The 21087-nt window shown below is 40.4% G+C and carries 17 protein-coding genes; 6 read left to right on the top strand and 11 right to left on the bottom strand.

The window, feature by feature from the left end; translation table 11 throughout:
• Positions 1-194 precede the first annotated feature (194 nt).
• The gene (locus FRZ67_RS10690; RefSeq protein ID WP_147189545.1) at positions 195-2075 is read left to right on the top strand and encodes a M1 family metallopeptidase; all 1881 of its coding nucleotides are present in this window, start codon (positions 195-197) and stop codon (positions 2073-2075) included.
• A gap of 141 nt (positions 2076-2216) precedes the next feature.
• On the opposite strand, the gene FRZ67_RS23495 is transcribed toward FRZ67_RS10690, so the two are convergent.
• Both FRZ67_RS23495 and FRZ67_RS10685 read right to left on the bottom strand, forming a co-directional pair.
• Positions 2217-2390 carry a hypothetical protein gene (locus FRZ67_RS23495; RefSeq protein WP_192903926.1) on the bottom strand — a complete coding sequence of 58 codons (174 nt, stop codon included), beginning with the start codon at positions 2388-2390 and terminating at the stop codon, positions 2217-2219.
• A gap of 9 nt (positions 2391-2399) precedes the next feature.
• Positions 2400-2849, bottom strand: a complete 450-nt coding sequence (locus FRZ67_RS10685) for a DUF1569 domain-containing protein (RefSeq protein WP_147189544.1) — start codon at positions 2847-2849, stop codon at positions 2400-2402.
• Between the two features lie 121 nt (positions 2850-2970).
• Between FRZ67_RS10685 and FRZ67_RS10680 the strand changes: the two genes are divergently transcribed.
• Positions 2971-3441, top strand: a complete 471-nt coding sequence (locus FRZ67_RS10680; RefSeq protein ID WP_147189543.1) for a nucleoside deaminase — start codon at positions 2971-2973, stop codon at positions 3439-3441.
• A gap of 88 nt (positions 3442-3529) precedes the next feature.
• Here FRZ67_RS10680 and FRZ67_RS10675 read toward each other — a convergent pair whose 3' ends face one another.
• The 9 genes from FRZ67_RS10675 to FRZ67_RS10635 form a co-directional block, all read right to left on the bottom strand.
• Entirely contained in the window at positions 3530-4390 is an 861-nt protein-coding gene (locus tag FRZ67_RS10675; protein WP_147189542.1) for a sugar phosphate isomerase/epimerase family protein, read from the bottom strand.
• A 150-nt stretch (positions 4391-4540) separates the two neighbouring features.
• Positions 4541-5110: a gluconate 2-dehydrogenase subunit 3 family protein gene (locus FRZ67_RS10670; protein WP_147189541.1), complete on the bottom strand. Its 570-nt coding sequence runs from the start codon at positions 5108-5110 to the stop codon at positions 4541-4543.
• Between the two features lie 195 nt (positions 5111-5305).
• Positions 5306-7021, bottom strand: coding sequence for a GMC oxidoreductase (locus tag FRZ67_RS10665; RefSeq protein ID WP_147189540.1), 1716 nt, complete (start codon positions 7019-7021; stop codon positions 5306-5308).
• Positions 7022-7045: 24 nt separating this feature from the next.
• On the bottom strand, positions 7046-8773 hold the full coding sequence (locus FRZ67_RS10660; RefSeq protein ID WP_147189539.1) for a GMC oxidoreductase: 1728 nt from the start codon (positions 8771-8773) through the stop codon (positions 7046-7048).
• A 178-nt stretch (positions 8774-8951) separates the two neighbouring features.
• Complete coding sequence (locus FRZ67_RS10655; protein WP_147189538.1) at positions 8952-10685, bottom strand: GMC oxidoreductase; 1734 nt, start codon at positions 10683-10685, stop codon at positions 8952-8954.
• 219 nt (positions 10686-10904) lie between these two features.
• Positions 10905-12599: a GMC oxidoreductase gene (locus FRZ67_RS10650; protein ID WP_147189537.1), complete on the bottom strand. Its 1695-nt coding sequence runs from the start codon at positions 12597-12599 to the stop codon at positions 10905-10907.
• Positions 12600-12827: 228 nt separating this feature from the next.
• The gene (locus FRZ67_RS10645) at positions 12828-14507 is read right to left on the bottom strand and encodes a GMC oxidoreductase (RefSeq protein ID WP_147189536.1); all 1680 of its coding nucleotides are present in this window, start codon (positions 14505-14507) and stop codon (positions 12828-12830) included.
• A 277-nt stretch (positions 14508-14784) separates the two neighbouring features.
• Positions 14785-15669, bottom strand: a complete 885-nt coding sequence (locus tag FRZ67_RS10640; protein ID WP_147189535.1) for a hydroxypyruvate isomerase family protein — start codon at positions 15667-15669, stop codon at positions 14785-14787.
• 19 nt (positions 15670-15688) lie between these two features.
• Positions 15689-16966: an MFS transporter gene (locus tag FRZ67_RS10635; protein WP_147189534.1), complete on the bottom strand. Its 1278-nt coding sequence runs from the start codon at positions 16964-16966 to the stop codon at positions 15689-15691.
• A 257-nt stretch (positions 16967-17223) separates the two neighbouring features.
• On the opposite strand from FRZ67_RS10635, the gene FRZ67_RS10630 reads away from it, so the two are divergent.
• The 4 genes from FRZ67_RS10630 to FRZ67_RS10615 all read left to right on the top strand — a co-directional run bounded on the left by FRZ67_RS10630 (position 17224) and on the right by FRZ67_RS10615 (position 20932).
• Positions 17224-18393 (top strand): Gfo/Idh/MocA family protein, encoded by a 1170-nt coding sequence (locus tag FRZ67_RS10630; protein WP_147189533.1) that lies wholly within the window; start codon positions 17224-17226, stop codon positions 18391-18393.
• Positions 18394-18664: 271 nt separating this feature from the next.
• Entirely contained in the window at positions 18665-19720 is a 1056-nt protein-coding gene (locus FRZ67_RS10625; protein ID WP_147189532.1) for a sugar phosphate isomerase/epimerase family protein, read from the top strand.
• Positions 19721-19763: 43 nt separating this feature from the next.
• Positions 19764-20168, top strand: a complete 405-nt coding sequence (locus FRZ67_RS10620) for a c-type cytochrome (RefSeq protein WP_147189531.1) — start codon at positions 19764-19766, stop codon at positions 20166-20168.
• Positions 20169-20179: 11 nt separating this feature from the next.
• On the top strand, positions 20180-20932 hold the full coding sequence (locus FRZ67_RS10615; RefSeq protein ID WP_147189530.1) for a 3-keto-disaccharide hydrolase: 753 nt from the start codon (positions 20180-20182) through the stop codon (positions 20930-20932).
• Positions 20933-21087: the final 155 nt, after the last annotated feature.

The raw sequence follows: 21087 nt of genomic DNA, 5'->3' as shown, positions 1-21087 counted from the left end.
CGCACACTTGTACTTTCTTATTTCTGCTGCACAAAGTTCAGAATGTACAAGTGAGTGACACAACAACCGATGCCAAAACAGCTGAAAGCCGGTACGCAGAAAAGCAATTATTATCATTAAAGGAAGCCTTTTATCATATCAGTATTCATGTAATGCTTTTGTGTGTTAACTTCCCCGCTTATTAAATTATTGCTATGAAACATTTATTGCTTATTTGCAGCCTTATTGCCTGCAGTGTGGCCGGTGCAAATGCTCAAGCGTTGTATATGCCAAGAGAGGTTAAGGAAGCTTTTAAAAAGGAAACCCGGTCTATTGATGGAAAGCCTGGTAAGAATTACTGGCAGAATTACGGCCGCTATAATATTACTGTTACAGCAGCACCGCCGGATCGTAATATTAAAGGCAGTGAAACGATCATGTATGTAAATAACAGCACCGATACGATCCGTAATCCCGTTATCAAACTTTTTTTGAATATACATAAACCCGGTGCTCCCCGCAATTTTGGCGTTGGCGCAGATTATCTTACGGATGGTGTGCAAATAGATAAAGTAACGGTGAACAACCAGCCTTACCAATGGAGAAACAACCCCAATGCATTTACCTTTCAGTCAATGCGTTTGCCAAAACCACTTGCACCGCACGATTCTATACAACTTATGTTCGATTGGCACTACGAAATATCATTGCAGAGTAACCGCGAAGGCATGATAGATTCCACTACTTATTTTCTTGCTTACTTCTACCCGCGTGTAGCAGTATTTGATGATATAAGCGGTTGGGACCGTATGAATTTTATGGATTCTCATGAATTTTACAGCGACTTCAATGATTATACTGTAACACTTAATGTTCCTAAAAATTATATCGTTTGGGGAACAGGTACACTCAATAACCCTGAGCGTTTATTACAGCCCGATTTTCTAAAGAAATATTATTCATCTTTCACCTCTGATGAAACAATACATGTGGCAACCAAAGAAGATCTTGCTGCAAAAAGAGTAACAGCACAGGATAATATGAACAGCTGGAAATTTACAGCTAATAATATTCCTGATATGGCTTTTGGTTTAAGCGATCATTTTGTATGGGATGCAGGAAGTGTATTGGTTGATGATGCAACAAAAAGAAGGGCAAGTGTGCAGGCTGCTTATAATGATACAGCTGCTGATTACAGGAATATGGTAGAGTATGGAAAACATTCATTGGATTGGTTATCGCACAACTGGCCGGGCATTCCTTACCCTTACGAAAAGACAACAATTTTCCAGGGTTATGCAGGAATGGAATATCCTATGATGGCAAATGATGAAACTTATGAAGATCCTAATTTCTCAAGGTTTGTTGCAGAGCATGAAATAGCACATACCTATATGCCATTTTATATGGGCATCAACGAAACACGTTATGGCTTTATGGATGAAGGCTGGGCGACCACTTTTGAACTGCTGATTGGCCGTGCAGATCTTGGTGTGGAGAAAGCAGAGAGTTTGTATAAGCAATTCCGCATAGCAGGCTGGATAGGCGATCCATCTGCAGGTGAAGATATTCCTATTGTTACACCAGGCGATGCGCTTACCGGTCAGGGCTTTGGGAATAATGAATATGGAAAGGCTTCTATCGGTTATCTCGCAATGAAGGACCTGCTGGGCGACCAACTTTTCAAAACATGCTTACATGCATACATGAACCGCTGGAATGGAAAACACCCTATTCCATGGGATTTCTTTAATACATTCAATAACATCTCGGGGCAGGATCTAAACTGGTTCTGGAACAGCTGGTATTTTTCTAACAATTATATCGACTTTGCTGTTCAGTCTGTAAACAAAAACAAGAATAGCTATGCAGTTGCCATACAAAATATAGGTGGTTATCCTGCACCCTTTGATCTTGTAATAACTTATGATGATGGCAGTTCTGAAAAGCAGCACCAAACACCCATGTTGTGGAAAGCTGATCTGAAAAATGCATCAGTAAATATTACCACCAAAAAGAAAATAAAGTCAGTACAGATCGATGGTGGCATTTTTATGGACGCAGATGAAAGCAACAACACTTTTAATGTTCAGTAAAAATATTTAATGAATACAAAAGGCCATTCAAACGAATGGCCTTTATTTTTTTATGAGCCTGGCTTTGGTAATACTATCACACTTTACTTGCGTCGCACCTTTGTGCATTTATATCGCTATGCAACAATAGCAACAAGTTACTTAGTATTTTATATTTCTTTTCTTCATTTCTGTTTTCAGCTTTTCAGGAATATCCCTGCATCCACAATATTTGCGGTGCTCCAAATGCCATGCAATACATTGCTCTAACGTGGCTTTTTCCGGCATACGGTTTTGTTTGTGCCAATCAGTATTAAGTTTTTGTTTAGTAGCCATGGCAAATATTTAAACGCCAAACTGTCTCAGGTGATGATCAAGATGTTTCCATTGCAAAATGCCCCATTCATCAATAGTCATCTTACCAAAAAAAGGATGCACTCTTGCTGCAATAGTTTGAGGATCGGCTTCTGCAAATCTTTTTATAAGTGTAAAAAGCTGTTCCTGTTCATCAGAAAAAACGCGTTCATCTTTTACAACAAAACTTCCATCTGTTGGCAGGTTGTGCTGGAAGGGAGGTTCCTTCAACATTTTCTTTTTAGCCAGCTTACCAAATAACCAACCAATAAAACTATGTTTTAAAATTCTGTCGCCAAGCGCCACTTCCAGTGGCGCTTTACAATGAGCAAGCATCTGTGCAGCATTCATTTTCCCCCAAAGGGCTTTGGCAGCTGGCTTTAATCTGGCAATGCGCATTACGATTCCGGTGGCAGATTCCGGTTGAAAAAGGTTTTGCATAATTACGGATTGAAAAATGTAAAATATAAAAAAATAGCCGGAAACTAAAATGCATTTTATATTTAAGGGTGGCTCACAAGCGAACTTTAATGGAGCTTTTATCTTTTCCTAACTTAGCCACATGTTATCCATAAGTGATGAATACTTTATGCAACAGGCTTTAAAAGAAGCACAGAAGGCTTTTGATACTGACGAGGTGCCTGTTGGCGCTGTTATAGTGATCAATAATAAAATTATTGCAAGGGCGCATAACCAGGTTGAATTGTTGAATGACCCAACAGCCCATGCAGAGATACTAGCTATTACAACTGCATGTAATTACCTTGGTGCAAAATATTTGCCTGATGCAGCATTATATGTAACCATCGAACCTTGCCTTATGTGTTGCGGTGCACTTTACTGGAGTAAGATTGGGAAGATTGTCTATGGTGCGCCGGATATAAAAAATGGTTACAGAAAATATATTCATGCATCATCACAAACACATGACACCGGAGAGGCACCATTTCATGTAAAAACGGAAATTATAAAAGGTATGCTTCAGGATGAATGCGCTGCATTAATAAAAGAATTCTTTAAAAGGAAAAGATAGATTGAGACATTAGCCTATCTGTCAATAGCTAATAAAAAATCCAGGAAACAATTGTTCCGGGATTTTTTATATCGATTACTATTGTTCATTATGCTTTCAATGTCATCATATACTTTGCATCGGCCTCAGCGCTTAACATGGGCGTAGTGTCATCAAATTTTTCCTGCTCTACTATAAAATATTCTACACCGTATTTTTTTGCAATCGGTACAATAGAGGGATAGTCTATACTACCCGTACCCAATATAACCGATGCATCTTCCACACTTGCATCCACGCCTTTTTGCCTGTCTTTAACATGGCACAGACGGAAACGACCTTTGTATTTTTTTAAGTATGAGTTAATATCTGCCCCTCCTGTTACAACCCAGTACATATCCATTTCAAAATCTACGAGGTCAGGATTTGTATTCGCCAGCATTATATCTTCCGGTACCTGGCCATCAATGGTTTTGAATGAATACCCATGATTATGGTATGCAAAGCGTAATCCGTTCTTTTTACAAATCTCTCCTTTTGCATTGAAATTATCTGCAGCCTTTTTAAAATCATCGGCAGATTTTTGCGGACCAAGGTATGGGCATATCAAGTACTTCATGCCCATGTTGGCTGCATTGGCTGCTTTTATTTCAAACTTGTCGTTGATATTGCAATGGCTGGAGATCATCGTCATGCCAAGATCATCCATATACTTTTTCATGTCGCCAACAGTCATTCCCCAAAACATACCCATCCTGCCTTCAAAGCCTTCGATCTGTTTGTATCCATAAGATGCCAAAGCTTTTAATGTGCCGGCAGCATCTTTAGCCATATCCTGCTGCACTGTCCATAATTGAATACCAAAATTGGTAAGAGGAGCTTTGCCGGCAAATAAATTATTAGAAGCAAGCATTGCACCTGCACCTAACAAACCTGTTGTTTGCAAAAATTTTCTTCTCGAATAACTCATGGCTTATAATTTAATCGTTACATGCTCTTTTACAGAGTTGTAAATATTTGCTGAGAAAAGAACAAGGCGTAAAAGTGTGCGACGCAACGTAGGTGAGCGGTGGCTTATAGCCAGGCTCAAAATAATTGCATAATTCTTCCTCTGTAACCACTAGGTAGCCCAGGCCTTATCACCTTTTTTATAAGGTATGCAACCTTCATATCTTCCGGGCACAGCCACATAACGCAATGCTTTGGTAGCGCCTGGTTCAGAAGTAAAATAGCCCCACAACGTTAACTGCTTGAACGCAGAAAAATAATGAGAGGGATCTTCCGGCTTTTTACTTTTATTAAATGCAGTTGCTTCTTTGTCAAGATCTATCAACAAAGCTTTACGCTGTTCTGGTGTACTTTCCATAAAAGACTTGCTATTCTTTTTCTGGCTGGCATCGTCAAGTTTTTTCATGCCTTCAAGAAAAGCTTTCTGGTCTTTTTCTTCGTAGCAATCCTTAACGATTACGGTCATGAATTCACCAACCTTTGCATCTTTTGCGCCGGGTGTGGATGTAGCAGGAATAATGGTTTCAGCGATCTCGTTCAGATAGGCAATATCTTCCGGAGTAAAGTTGAGGCTCTCGCCATATTTGGTAGCCGTTTTACAGCCACTCAAAAAAGCTTCTGCCCCAATAACAGTGCCGCCCATTATAAGCGCAACACGTGATAAGGCATCTCTTCTGTTCATAACAAACAATGGTTTATAGTTATCAAATGTAATTTAAAAGTGTACGTGTTTGTTTTTACACGTTAATATTTTGATTTCTTTTTTGAACTTAGCTTTTGTATTACTATTAAGCTTCGTTGTGTCACTCACTTGTACTTCCAGTTTATTACTCATCTGTTCTTCAATTGCACATCTGCACATATTCAAATTAGCACATTAAATATTTCCTTTCTTCAATTCTTCCACCGCATGATTGGCTGCTCTTGCTGTAAACGCCATATAAGTTAAGGAAGGGTTCTGGCAGGCCGATGAAACCATGAAAGCACCATCTGTAACAAAAACATTCTGGGCATCCCAAACCTGGTTCCATTTATTGAGCACAGAAGTTTTTTGATCTGCCCCCATACGTGCTGTGCCCATTTCGTGAATACCATCACCAATCTCGTGCCCGCCATCATGCGTTGTTACATTCTTTACACCTGCTGCTTCCAGCATAGCTTTGCCTTCTTCAAGAATATCTTTACGCATCTTCTTTTCATTGTCTTTTATTTCAGCATCCATCGCTAAAATGGGTAAGCCCCACTTGTCTTTTCTGTTCTTATCTAATGTTATCTTATTTTCATGATAAGGCAATAATTCGCCAAAGCCACCCATGCCTATGCGCCAACTACCGGGCTCTGTTAATGCTTCTTTGAATTTATCACCAATACTGAATTCTGCCACATCCCTGCTCCAGCTACCTCTGCTGGCTGCGCCCTGGTAACCAAAGCCACGCAGGTAATCTCTTTTATCGCCATATAAGTTTGCAAACCTTGTTAAGTAGAAACCGTTGGCGCGGCGACCATAATAATATTTATCCTCATAGCCTTCAAAATCTCCGCTAACACCAAGGTTGTAATGATGATCCATGATGTTATGCCCAAGCTCTCCACTGCTGCTTCCTAAGCCATCAGGCCAAACATCTGTTGCGGAATTCATAAGCACCCATGCACTGTTCAAGGCAGAAGCATTTAAGAAAACGATCTTTGAATAAAACTCATAAGTCTTATTTTCTTCTGCGTCCATTATCTCTACACCTGTTGCTTTCTTTGTGTTCTTATCATATAAAATTCTTGTAACAATGCTCCACGGTCTTACTGTAAGATTGCCTGTTTTCATGGCAGCAGGTAATGTAGAAGATTGTGTGCTGAAGTAACCACCAAACATGCAGCCTTCCCAGCAACGGTTACGGAACTGGCATTGTTCTCTATCGGGATGCGGTGCAGTGATATGTGCAGCACGCCCAATGATCATGTGTCGCTGACCTTTGTAAAAATCTTTTATTCTTGCTGATACATCTTTCTCAACACAATTCAATTCCATCGGTGGTAAAAATTTTCCATCCGGCAAATGTTGCAAGCCTTCTAAACTTCCGCTGATGCCTGCAAATTTTTCAACATGATCATACCATGGCTGAATTTCTTTATAACGCACCGGCCAATCTATTGCCCAGCCATCTTTTGCATTTGCTTCAAAATCAAAATCGCTCCAGCGATAACTTTGCCTGCCCCACAAAATGGAGCGGCCACCTAACTGGTATGCACGCCACCACTTGAATGGTTTTACTTCCGTATATGGCGCTTCTGAGTCTTTAACCCAATAATCCATAATGCCTTCACTCTTGCCCCAGGTGCGTGCAATAACAGGTCTTACTTTTAGTTGCTCCTGTGTTGCCATGCCACGGTGTGGAAATTCCCAGGGATTTAAACTTGCTGTTTTATAATCCTTGATATGCTCAAAATTTCTTCCACGTTCCAGCATTAATACTTTCAAGCCCTTTTCACACAATTCTTTTGCGGCCCAGCCACCACTGATGCCACTGCCTACAACAATTGCATCGTACGTGTTTTGCGCTACTGCTTTATTGTTTACATTAAGTGAATCGCCTGGCATAGTGTTTAATTTGAAAATTTGTATTTAAAGATTTCCCTTTTTCAATTCTTCCACCGCACGATTAGCAGCCCTCGCCGTCAACGTCATGTACAAAATGCTTGGGCTTTGATTGCCGGTACTCGTCATGCATGCGCCATCTGTAACAAAAACATTTTTGCAATGATGTAACGCATTCCATTTATCAAGCATTGATGTTTTTGGATCAGCACCCATTCTGCATCCACCCATCTCGTGTATATCAAGACCGGGAGCTTGCTTGCTATCCCTGTGTTCAATATTTTTTACGCCTGCCTTGGTAAGCATCTCTTCTGTTTGCACAAAAAAATCATTTAATAATTTTTCATCGTTATCATCATACCCAACGGAAGTAATTAGCAATGGAATGCCCCATTGATCTTTCTGATCTTTGCTCAACCGCACATGATTCTCTTCTCTTGGAACTGTTTCTCCCTGCAGGTATGCGTATACATGCCACTGCCCTGGTTCAGTCATTGCTTCTTTATACACAGCGCCAATTTGTTCAGGAGAACGATCTCCGTCATGCCTGTCACGGTAGGCACCCATATATGTTGTATAACCACCAACAAAATCCGTATCGATCTTATGAAGATTACGATAGTTTGCAATGATGGCATCTGTTGGATTGCGGCCATAGACATATTTATCTTCAAAGCCTTCCATAAGGCCATTCATCCATCCACGGTAATTGTGGTGACAAACATATTTACCAAGTATGCCGCTATCATTTCCCAAACCATTTGGAAAACGATTCGATGTTGAATTGAGCAATATTAAATTGCTGTTCAATGCTGAACCATTTACAAAAATTATTTTGGCAAAGAACTCGGTCGTTTTGTTTGTTTCAGCATCAATAATTCGTACGCCACTTGCTTTTTGCTTTTGCTCATCATAGATGATTGAATGAACAACAGAAAAAGGCCTTATCGTTAAGTTACCAGTTTTTGCAGCCCAAGGCAATGTTGATGAATTGGAACTAAAGTAACCACCAAACGGACAACCTCTTTGGCATAAATTTCTTGCCTGGCATTTGCCTCTACCCTGGTCAAGATGAATTTGATTGGGTTGCGTTAAATGCGCCCATCGTGCATGAACCAAATAACGGTTGCCATAATTTTTTAAAATACTTTCTTTCAAATGTTGCTCTACACAGTTCAATTCAAATGGTGGAAGAAACTCTCCATCAGGCATAGCTTCCAAACCATCTTTGTTACCACAAACACCAATAAATTTTTCTACATGAGAATACCATGGTGCAACATCCGCATAACGTATCGGCCAATCCCATCCGTAATTAAATCGTTGCGGACCGGTAAATTCAAAATCACTCCAGCGTTGCGTACATCTTCCCCATGTTAATGATTTACCTCCAACCTGGTAACCACGAATCCAATCAAAAGGTTTTTCCTGTATATATGGATGTTCTTTATCTTGTACAAAAAAATGCGCAGCAGTTTCATCAAACGCATAACATTTTGATATTACCGGGTTTTCTTTTTTCTTCTCCTCAGGTAAAGAACCACGATGTTTAAATTCCCATGGTGCTAAAGTAGCCGTAGGATAATCTTTAATATGCTTTACATCTCTGCCACGTTCCAGCACCAATGTTTTTAAACCAAGCTCACACAATTCTTTTGCAGCCCAGCCACCACTGATGCCACTGCCGATAACAATTGCATCGTACGTGTTTTGTGCTACACCTTTTGAATTAATATTTAAAGAATCTCCCGGCAAGGTTTATCGTTTTTATTTTTTGTACTTAACAGTTGTGCTGCTATTAAACTTCGTTGTGTCACTCACTTCATCGTTCAGATTAATGCTGAACAGTAAGTACAAGTGTGCGACGCAACGAATGTTTAATGCATATTCAAACGCTTGGCTCATAATTTATTTTCATTTGCACATTCCCACATTAAATATTTCCCTTCTTCAATTCTTCCACTGCATGGTTTGCTGCACGCGCAGTAATGGCCATGAAAGTGAGCGACGGATTTTGCGTACTTGTTGAAGTCATACACGCACCATCCGTTACAAAAACATTATTGCAGTTATGAAAAGCATTCCATTTGTTGAGCATGGATGTTTTTGGATCTGTACCCATGCGCACACCACCCATTTCATGAATATCCAGGCCCGGTGCCTGTTTGCTGTCGTTCTTATAAATGTTTTTGCAACCCGCTTTAGTAAGCATCTCTTCACCCTGTTCAAAAAAATCTTTCAACACTTTTTCATCGTTATCATCATAATCAACAGAGGTAATAAGTTGCGGAATTCCCCACGCATCTTTCTGGTCTTTACTCAAACGCACATGATTGGTTTCTTTCGGAATCGTTTCGCCCTGCATCATCATAAACACTCCCCAATCACCTGCTTCTGTAATGGCATCTTTAAATTCGCCACCAATCTCTGGTTTGCCTTCTGGCGCATTTGCTGTGCCACGGCCTGCACTGAAATGCACCATATAACCGCGCATGAAATCCATATCGTGCTTATGTACATTTCTAAAGTTAGGAAGCATGGCACCCGTTGGTTTGCGGCCATAATAATATTTATCAAGATAGCCGTCAATGCTTGCATTGAGCGTACCGCGATAATTATGAAAGCAAATGTATTTTCCGAGTAAGCCATTATCATTCCCCAAACCATTTGGAAAACGTGATGATGTTGAATTGAGCAGAATAAGATTTGAATTCAAACAGGCAGCATTTACAAAAATGATCTTTGCAAAATATTCTGTTGCTTCTTTTGTATGTGCATCAATTACACGCACACCAACAGCCTTTCCTTTCTTATCATCATAAATTATAGAATGCACTACTGAATCCGGACGCAATGTTAAATTACCTGTTTTTGCAGCCCACGGCAAAGTAGATGCATTAGAACTGAAGTAGCCACCATAAGGGCAACCTCTTTCGCACAATGTTCTTGCCTGGCATTGCATACGTCCCTGGTCAAGATGTATTTGATTGGGTTTTGTTAGGTGTGCACAGCGTCCAATAATTGCAGTGCGGTCTTTATAAGTTGAATTTATCTTTTGCACCATATCTTTCTCTACACAGTTCAATTCCCATGGTGGTAAAAACTCGCCATCTGGTAAAGTATCTAAACCATCTTTATGTCCACTGATACCTGCAAACAATTCTACGTGAGAATACCATGGCGCCATTTCATCATAACTTACAGGCCATGGCACCGCATAACCATCTCTTGCGGGGCCTTCAAAATCGTATTTACTCCAGCGTTGCGTAGCTCTTGCCCACAACAAAGATTTACCGCCTACCTGGTAACCACGAATCCAGTCAAAAGGCTTTTCCTGTATGTATGGATGTTCGTGATCTTTTACAAAAAAATGTGCTGATGTTTCGTTGTATGCATAACATCTTGCTACAACAGGATCATCTTTTAAATTTTTTACGGGTAATTGTCCGCGATGTTCAAAGTCCCACGGATTTTTTGTGGCAGTTGGATAATCTTTTATATGCACCACATTTTTGCCACGCTCTAATACCAATGTTTTCAATCCATGATCACACAATTCTTTTGCAGCCCACCCACCACTGATACCGCTACCGACAACTATTGCATCGAAAGTGTTTTTATCAACACCGCCTGAATTGATGTTTACTTTGGAAGAATCGCCTGGCATTAGAACCTTGATTTACGTTATTAAAAAAGATTTTGATGAAAATGTTTTATTACCAACTTTTATTCTTTATGCATCTTCGTTGTGTCACTCACTTGTACGCTTTGTTCAGTATTGAGCAGGAAGTACAAGAGTGCGACGCAACGAATGTTTAATACTTATTCAAAAGTTTGGCTCATACAATTCTTCATCTTCACATTTGCATATCTACACATTTGCACATTAAATATTTCCTTTCTTCAATTCGCTTACTGCATGATCTGCTGCACGTGCAGTAAATGCCATATAGGTAAGCGATGGATTTTGACAGGCTGCCGAAACCATGAATGAGCCATCTGTTACAAATACATTCGGTGCATCCCAAACCTGGTTGTATTTATTGAGTACAGAGGTCTTTCTGTCTGCACCCATACGCGCTGTGCCCATTTCATGAATACCACGGCCGAGGTACGGATTGCTGTCTCCACCCTGTACATTCTTAACGCCAAGAGAAGTAAGCATTTCTTTTGCATCTTCCAGCATATCCTTTCGCATCTTAAGTTCATTTTCTTTTAGCTCAACATCGAACGACAATATATTAAGACCCCATTTATCTGTTCTTGTTTTATCAAGTGTTATTTTATTTTCGTGATAAGGTAATGTTTCACCAAAACCACCCATACCAAAGCTCCATACACCGGGTTCAGTCAATGCTTCTTTAAGATCGGCACCAATGCTGTATTCCGCAATATCTGCAGGCCCGCGGCCACGGCTTGCACCGCCCTGGTAACCAAAGCCACGCAGATAATCTCTTTTATCTCCGAAGAAATTGCGATATCGTGGAATGTAAATACCATTTGCACGGCGACCATAATAATATTTATCATCATAACCTTCTACAATACCGCCGGCATATACATTCAGGTGATGATCCATAACATTATGACCAAGCTCTCCACTACTACTGCCCAAACCATCGGGCCATATATCTGTTGCAGAGTTCATTAATATCCATGCACTGTTCAAAGTAGAAGCGTTTAAGAAAACGATCTTTGCTTTGTACTCATATGTTTTGTTTGTTTCTGCATCAAGGATCTCAACGCCGGTTGCACGTTGTGTATCTTTATCGTATAAAATTTTTGTAACAATTGCCCAGGGGCGAACAGTAAGGTTTCCTGTTTTCATCGCTGCAGGTAATGTTGCAGATTGTGTGCTGAAATATCCACCGAAAGGACAACCGAACCAGCATTTATCCCTGAACTGGCAATTGGTTCTGCCAAGATCTTTCTGATGTTGCTGCAGGTTGGTGATATGCGCTGTACGGCCCATGATCATCTTACGATTGCCGCCATAGAAATTTTTTATTCTGCCTGCAAGATCTTTTTCTACACAGTTCATTTCCATGGGCGGAAGGAACTTGCCACGAGGCAATTCAGGAAGGTCTTCATCACCACCGCTAATGCCTGCAAATGTTTCCACATAATCATACCACGGCGCAATTTCTTTGTAACGAACAGGCCAGTCAATAGCAATGCCTTGTTTTGCATTCTCTTCAAAATAAAGATCACTCCAGCGGTAGCTTTGACGACCCCACAAAAGTGAACGACCACCCACGTGATATCCACGAAACCAGTCGAAACGTTTTACTTCTGTATATGGAGAATCTTTATCACTTGCCCACCAGTCAAGGTTTCTTTCATTAAGCGGGTAATCTCTTTTTAGAACAGGATAATCTTTGATCATCTGCTGTGTCCGTTCGCCGCGATGTGGATGATCCCAAGCCTCTTTGGATGCTTCCGGGTAATCCTGAATATGTTTAATGTCTTTACCACGTTCAAGCATAATGGTCTTCAAGCCTTTTTCGCAGAGTTCTTTAGCGGCCCATCCGCCACTGATACCAGAGCCAATGACGATGGCATCATAAACATTGTCAGCCATGATTTTTTTGTTTGCCCCCATCCCCTGAAGGGGGTTAATAAAACCCGGTATAAAGGGGAAATTTGCCGGGCTGATTAATTAATTTATTTTTTATTACAAGCTGCACATCTTTTGGCATCGCCTGTTGTGTCACTCACTTCAACGTTCAGATCAATAATGAACAGAAAGTACAAGTGTGCGACGCAACGAAAGTTTAATACTTATTCAACAGCAGGGCTCAAAAAGGTTTTATATGTTTCCTTTCTTCAATTCACTCACTGCATGATCTGCGGCACGTGCGGTAAACGCCATGTAACCAAGCGATGGATTATGACACGCAGCTGAAGTCATAAATGCGCCATCTGTTACAAACACATTGGGTGCATCCCAAACCTGGTTCCATTTATTGAGTACAGATGTTTTAGAATCTTTGCCCATACGAGCTGTACCCATTTCATGAATGCCGCGGCCTAAAGTGCCGTCGCCTTCTCTACCTTTTACATTTTTTACACCAGCGGCTTCAAGCATTTCTTTTGCATCTTCCAGCATGTCTTTACGCATTTTCTTTTCATTCTCTTTATACTCAACATCAAATGCCAAAACATTTAAACCCCATTTATCTTTCTTCGTTTTATCAAGTGTTATTTTATTTTCATGGTACGGAAGTGTTTCACCAAAGCCACCAATGTTCATACTCCAGGAGCCCGGTTCCGTAAGCATCTCTTTCAGTTCTGCACCCATTAATGATTCTTCCAACGGACGTGCATAACCCTGCCTGCTTGCACCACCCTGGTAACCAAAGCCGCGGAGGTAATCTCTTTTGTCATTTCCAAAATTTCGGTAACGTGGAATGTAAATTCCATTTGCACGGCGACCATAATAATATTTGTCTTCATAACCTTCTACCAAACCACCTGCTCCAACACCAAGATGATGGTCCATTACATTATGACCAAGTTCTCCGCTGCTGCTTCCCAAACCATCGGGCCATATATCTGTTGCAGAATTCATAAGTATCCATGCACTGTTTAACGCAGAAGCATTTAAGAAAACAATCTTTGCTTTATACTCGTATGTTTTATTTGTTTCTGCGTCGAGCACTTCAACACCTGTCGCTTTTTTGGTGTCTTTATCGTAAAGGATTTTTGTAACAATACTCCATGGTCTTAGTGTAAGATTACCTGTTTTCATTGCAGCAGGTAATGTAGAAGATTGTGTACTGAAATAACCACCAAAAGGGCAACCCAGCCAGCATTTATTACGAAACTGACAAGCCTGCCTGTCCTGTAGTGGTTGTGTTATATTGGCAACACGACCAATGATCATGTTTCTTTCACCTTTGTAATGTTCCTTCAACCTTGCTGATACATCTTTCTCTACGCAATTCATTTGCATGGCCGGGAGGAACTGTCCGTCAGGGAGATTTGGAATGTGCTCAATACTACCACTGATGCCGGCAAATTTTTCAACGTAATCATACCATGGCGCAATTTCATTGTAACGGATAGGCCAGTCGATAGCAATGCCTTCTTTTGCATTGGCTTCAAAATCAAAATCACTCAGGCGGTAACTTTGGCGACCCCACATAAGTGAACGCCCACCAACATGGTAGCCACGAAACCAATCGAAACGTTTTATTTCTGTATACGGAGATTCTTTTTCATTAACCCAGTAATCAAGGTTGCTTTCATTTAAAGGGTAATCACGTTTCAGCACCGGGTAATCTGCCTTCATTTGGTTGGTAGCCCTCCCATGATGCGGGTAATCCCACGCTTCTTTACTCGCATTTTTATAATCTGTTATATGCTTAATGTCTCTGCCACGTTCAAGCATAATGGTCTTCAGACCTTTTTCACAGAGTTCTTTTGCAGCCCAGCCACCACTAATGCCCGAGCCAATTACAATAGCATCATAAACGTTTTCTGCCATGGAGTTATAGTTTTTATATTACAAGCAATATTTTTTTACAACGCAAACTGTTATTTATTTTGTGTTTGTGAAATGAATTCGGCAATACTTTTTAAAATGTATAAACTTGTTGCTAATGCCGCAATTTTTTTTGTTTCAAGCTGCGGCATTTCATAGCATCGCCTGTTGTGTCACTCACTTGTACTTTTGAAATATTTTCGACAGTAGACTAAAGAGCTAAACGTACAAAAGTGCGACGCAACGGTAGTTTAATTTATATTCAACAGCAGGGGAAAAATTAAACATCACATATTTGAACGGCCTTACGAAGAGAAGCAATCTTATCGGGACCTGCAGGAATGAACTCCTGTGCTACGTATCCTTTATAACCTGTTTCTAAAATTGCACGCATGATAGCAGGATAAAATAATTCCTGGCTCTCATCTATTTCGTGCCTGCCCGGAACACCACCTGTATGATAATGACCGATGTACTGATGATTATTTCTTATTGTACGAATAACATCTCCTTCATCGATCTGCATGTGATAAATATCATATAACAATTTAAAGTTCTCAGTGTTCAAACGTTTACACAATTCCACACCCCAAGGAGTTTTGTCGCACATATAATCTTTATGATCAACCTTACTGTTCAGTAATTCCATGTGCACCGTTAAACCACTTTTTTCCGCAGCGGGTAAAATTTTCTGAAGGCCTTCAACACAGTTCTTTAAACCTGTTTCATCATCCATTCCATTACGGCTGCCACTAAAACAAATCACATCTTTATAGCCTGCCTGCACCATCATCGGAAATGTTTCCAGGTAATCTTTTATAAGCTTTTCATGATTTGCTTTATCGTTCCATCCGCTGGTAAGACTTGAGCCTGCAGCTACATAACACATGGAACTGTATAAATTATATTTCTTTAAAGTGGGCCAGTCTTTGGGCCCCATAAGATCAATGGCCGGTATGCCAATATCGTTGGCCACCTTGCACAATTCTTCTACCGAGAGAAATCCATATGTCCATTGACATACAGAATGGTTGATATTTCCTTTCAAGGTATTTTCTTTTTTGTTTTCAATACTAAATGATGAAAGCAATGGTGCAGCAGCAATGGCGGCGGAACCTGCCATAATGTTTTTCAATGCTGCCCTTCGATCTTGATTTTTTGACATATCAGGTGCTGCTAAAATTTTATGCTGTTACTGGTTTTAAACTTGGTTTTTTTCTTCCGCGCATATAAAGAAACAGGAGAAGAAATGCAACAGACAAACAGATTGGTATAATCAATGTTGCGTTGATGATTTCCGGACCTGCTGCTTTCTTTGCTTCATTTAAAGCAGCAGCCATTTCAGGTGTTGCTGAAGCGTCAGAATAAGCTTGCAAAGAAGCGCCTTCCGGTAATTTTGCAGCGAGTAATTTATCATAATAACCACCCATAAAGATCATGTAAACAGAAACTGCAAACATTCCGGCACCGCCCATAAGATTCATTCCTACTGCTCCTGTTCTTGGTAAATTTTCTGAAACAAAGCCAATCATAGTAGGCCAGAAATAACAAACACCAATACCAAACACAAGCGCACCAACAAAAAGCATATTGCCGGTTGAATGTCCTAAAAGATATAAACCTAATGATGCAAAAATTGCGGAGAACAATAACACACCTGAAGGAGAGAGCCTGTGAACAACAGGTCCGGCAAAGGCGCGTCCAAGTACCATTACACCCGTTTCAATAGTAAGCAACAAAATTGCATTATCCGTTACATTCTTTAATAAAACATCTATCCATTGTCCGGTAAATAATTCTGTAATAGCAGTACCGAACATTAATATGATCATGATGATAAATAACGGCGTTAACAATGCTCCATACATTTCTGATGTAGAGATACCGCTTGATACGCGTTCTGTCTGCGGAAATTCAAGTTTGCTGAATAAGTATAAGTACAACAATGTTGGTATTAGCATAAGACCTACTTGTACCTGCCATCCTAATCCAATTTTATCCAAAAGAAAAACAAGTAAAGTACCTACTACAATACCACCAGGGAACCATAAGTGAAAGTGATTAAGTTTTGTTGTTTTATTGTCGGGATAAATGCTTGCCACAAGCGGGTTACAGGCTGCTTCCACGGTGCCATTACCTAAACCAATCAGCAAGGTAGAAATAAACAAAGACCAATACCCCGTGGCGAAGATCGTTAGAAGAATGCCCGCCAGGTGAAATATACCGGCACCTACAAGCAGTTTTTTCATGCCGATAACATCAACCACCATGCCGCCAATAATTATTGCAAGCGGAAAACCCCAGAAAGCCGTTGCAGCAATAGTTCCCAGTTGTGCAGCACTTAATTGAAATTGTACCCCAAGGCGTCCAAGAATCCCTGCACGTATTCCAAAAGATAAAGATGTTACAAGAAGAGCAAGACAACTAGCAACAAACAGTTGATCGCGTTTAATGGCTGACATAATCGTTAGATTGTTTGATTAGAGGTTATATAATGATAATCGTTAATAATACACTTATAAAACTTGATCGCCCTAAATGTACATACAATGCGTCATAAAAACGCAATGGAAAAATATTTTTTAACAAAAGCGTCCCTTACGAATGTTAGCAATGAAAAACAATACAATCGTTACAAGAATCAGATATTAATTTGCACAGGGTAAATATAATTTTTTTACTTTTAAATTCACTTTCTCCTCTAAAATTATTTTCACAAATGAACAGAAAACTAAGAATGGGAATGGTCGGTGGAGGCAAGGATGCTTTCATTGGCGCCATTCACCGCATTGCTGCCAACATGGATGGCCTGATAGAATTAAGTTGCGGTGCACTAAGTATCAATCCTGAGATTGCCGTTGATTCAGGTAAGATGTTGTTTCTGCCTGAAGACAGAACCTATCTCAACTTCGAAGAGATGATCAAAAAAGAAGCTGCATTACCTGCTGACAAAAAAATGGATTTTGTAACAATTGTTACGCCCAACTTCGCCCACTTTGCTCCTGCAATGATGGCGCTTGATCATGGCTTTCATGTAGTAATTGAAAAGCCGATTGCATTTACACTTGATGAGGCCAAACAACTAAAACAAAAAGTTACTGAAACGGGATTAACACTTTGCTTAACGCACACTTATTCCGGTTACCCGATGGTTAAGCAGGCCAAAGCAATGGTTGCTGCAGGTACACTTGGTAAAATACGAAAAGTATGGGTTGAATACCCACAAGGTTGGCTTAGCAAATTAAGCGAACGTGAAGGCAATGCACAAGCTGCCTGGAGAACAGATCCCAAGAAAAGTGGTAAGAGCGGTTGCATGGGCGATATCGGCACACATGCAGCACATCTTGCAGAATATGTTACCGGTTTAAAGATTACACACATGTGTGCAGATCTTAATGTACTGGTAGAAGGCCGTGCCTTGGATGATGATGGCGCTGTATTATTAAAATTAGAAAATGGAGCAGCAGGTGTATTAATGGCAAGCCAGGTTGCAGCAGGTGAAGAAAATGGTATCCGCATTCGTGTGTATGGAGAGAGAGGCGGTCTTGAATGGTATCAACACGAACCAAACACTTTATTGGTAAAATGGCTTGATGCGCCAACCCAAATATTAAGAGCCGGTGGAAATTATGGAGATCGCCTCTCCAGTTTTGCAACGCATAATTGCAGAACACCCGGCGGCCATCCCGAAGGTTACCTGGAAGCGTTTGGAAACATCTACAGAAATTTTGCACTTACACTCTCTGCAAAAATGGATGGCAAAGAACCAACCAAAGAAATGCTTGATTTTCCTGGTGTTGAAGATGGTATCCGTGGCATGGCGTTTATAGATAACGTGGTACTCTCCGCACAATCAACAGAAAAATGGACAGAACATGTAGTAAAGTAAAAAATGTATATAAAGTAAATAGTGTATTCAATATTTGAGGTTTATTATGAACCCACCTTTTGAGGAACTATTAAACTTTCGTTGCGTCGCACACTTGTACTGAAGAAAAGCTATGAGCTATTAGCTACGAGCCATGAGCTTTTAAAAATGTGAATAGTTATTGGCTCGAAGCTCACAGCTCGCAGCTCGAAGCTAAAAAGTATAAGTGAGTGACACAACAGGCGATGCCATAACATACGAAAGCTTGTAACAAAAAATCTCTCCAAATAATATGACAACACTTAAAGGTCCCGGAATTTTTCTTGCACAATTCATGGGCGATAATCCGCCGTTCAACAATTTGCAATCTATATGCCTCTGGGCAGAAAGCCTTGGTTTTAAAGGCGTACAGATTCCTACATGGGATGCACGCTGTATAGACCTGCAGAAAGCAGCAGAAAGCAAAACTTATGCAGATGAACTGAAAGGTATTGTAAATGATGCAGGCCTGGAAATAACCGAACTCTCCACGCATTTACAGGGGCAGTTAGTTGCGGTACACCCGGCATATGATGCACAGTTCGATGGCTTTGCACCTGCATCTGTTCATGGCAATAGTAAAGCAAGACAGGAATGGGCCGTGCAGCAATTAAAGTATGCTGCAAAAGCATCACAAAATTTAGGATTGAATGCACATGCAACATTTAGTGGCGCATTGCTTTGGCACACCATGTATCCATGGCCGCAAAGGCCGGCGGGATTGGTAGAAACAGGGTTTAAGGAATTAGCCAAAAGATGGTTACCGATACTTAATGAATTCGATGCATGCGGTGTAGATTTATGTTACGAAATTCACCCCGGGGAAGACCTGCATGATGGCGTGAGTTATGAGATGTTTTTAAAAGAAGTAAACAATCATGCAAGGGCATGTTTGCTGTATGATCCATCTCATTTTGTATTGCAATGCCTGAACTATCTTGATTACATAGATTTTTATCATGAGCGCATCAAAATGTTTCATGTAAAAGATGCTGAGTTTAATCCAACAGGCAAACAAGGTGTATATGGAGGTTACCAGGGTTGGATAGACAGAGCAGGACGTTTCCGTTCATTGGGAGATGGACAGGTTGATTTTAAATCAATATTCAGTAAGCTTGCTGCTTATGATTACAAAGGATGGGCAGTAATGGAATGGGAATGCTGTTTAAAACATCCGGAAGATGGCGCTAAAGAAGGCGCAGAATTCATTGCAAAAAATATTATTCGGGTAACAGAAAAAGCATTTGACGATTTTGCCAATACGGGCAGCGATGAAAATTTTAATCGCAGCATATTGGGCATTCATTAATATCTTAGCTCACTTAATTTCATAACCTCAAAACTTTATTACGTTGAAAAAGTATTTTGTAAGCGCTGCATTAATCGTTCTTATTGCAGCCTGCGGTGGCGGCAGCAGCAGTGATGCAGCTAAAGATTCTGCAGCTACAGTAGCAACAGAACCAGCAGCGGCAGAAGATATAACTGTAAATCCTGATTACAAAGCTGGCCTTGCTCTTATTGCTAAATCAAACTGTCTTACCTGTCATAAAGTATCAGAAAAACTGATAGGTCCTGCTTATGATAGTGTAGCAGCAAAGTATGCAGGTGTGGATACAGCTGTTACATATCTTGCTAAGAAAGTTATTGCAGGTGGTTCCGGTGTTTGGGGAAACGTTCCAATGACTGCTCATCCTGAACTTTCCCAGGCAGACGCTGAACAAATGGTAAAATATATTCTACTTCTGAAAAACCAATAAATAACAGCCATATGAAAATGCTGATATTGAGTGCAGTAATTGCACTCGCATTAACCGCATGCGGAACAGGCACAGAAAAAGCCGCTACAGAAGATACTGCTTCTGCCGTAGCAACAGAAACTACAGCTATGGATACGGGGTGGGTATCTTTATTTGACGGCACAACTTTGGCGGGCTGGCACTCTTACGGTAAAACAGAACCAGGTAAAGCATGGTCTGTTGACAGTGGCGCTATACATTTAAGTGCTGCTGCAAAGAAAGCTTATCAAACAGATGGCGGTGGCGACCTTGTTTCTAATGATGAGTATGAAAATTTCGACCTGAAACTTGAATGGAATATTTCAAAAGCTGGTAATAGTGGTATTATATTTTATGTTCATGAAGATACTGCCAAATATAAAGAAACATGGAATACCGGTCTGGAAATGCAGGTGCTGGATAATGATGGCCACAGCGATGGAAAAATTCCAAAACACCGCGCAGGGAATTTATACGACCTGATTGCGGCAAATCCTGAAACGGTGAAAGGTCCGGGACAATGGAACCAGGCCGAGATCGTTTCCAATAAAGGCCAGCTTGATCTTTATTTAAACGGTACGAAAGTTGTCTCTACTACTTTATGGGATGATAACTGGAAAAAACTCGTGGCAGGCAGCAAGTTCAAAGACATGCCTGATTGGGGCACGTTCACTAAAGGTCATATTGCTTTACAGGATCATGGCAATGATGTTTGGTACAGGAATATCATGATCAAAAAATTATAAACAAATTTCTTTTTTTATAAAAGACTGTTGAGCGATCAACGGTCTTTTTTTATTTTGGTACTTAGCTGCATTGCTGCTATTAAGCTTTACTTGCGTCGCACACTTCTGCGTATTATCACTATTCAACACACATAAAGTCTTGTAATTTTTTTATC

The sequence above is a fragment of the Panacibacter ginsenosidivorans genome (genome assembly GCF_007971225.1).
GTDB classification, from domain to species: domain Bacteria; phylum Bacteroidota; class Bacteroidia; order Chitinophagales; family Chitinophagaceae; genus Panacibacter; species Panacibacter ginsenosidivorans.
Note: the sequence above shows the minus strand (reverse complement) of the source record. Positions and strands in the feature narration are given on the sequence as shown.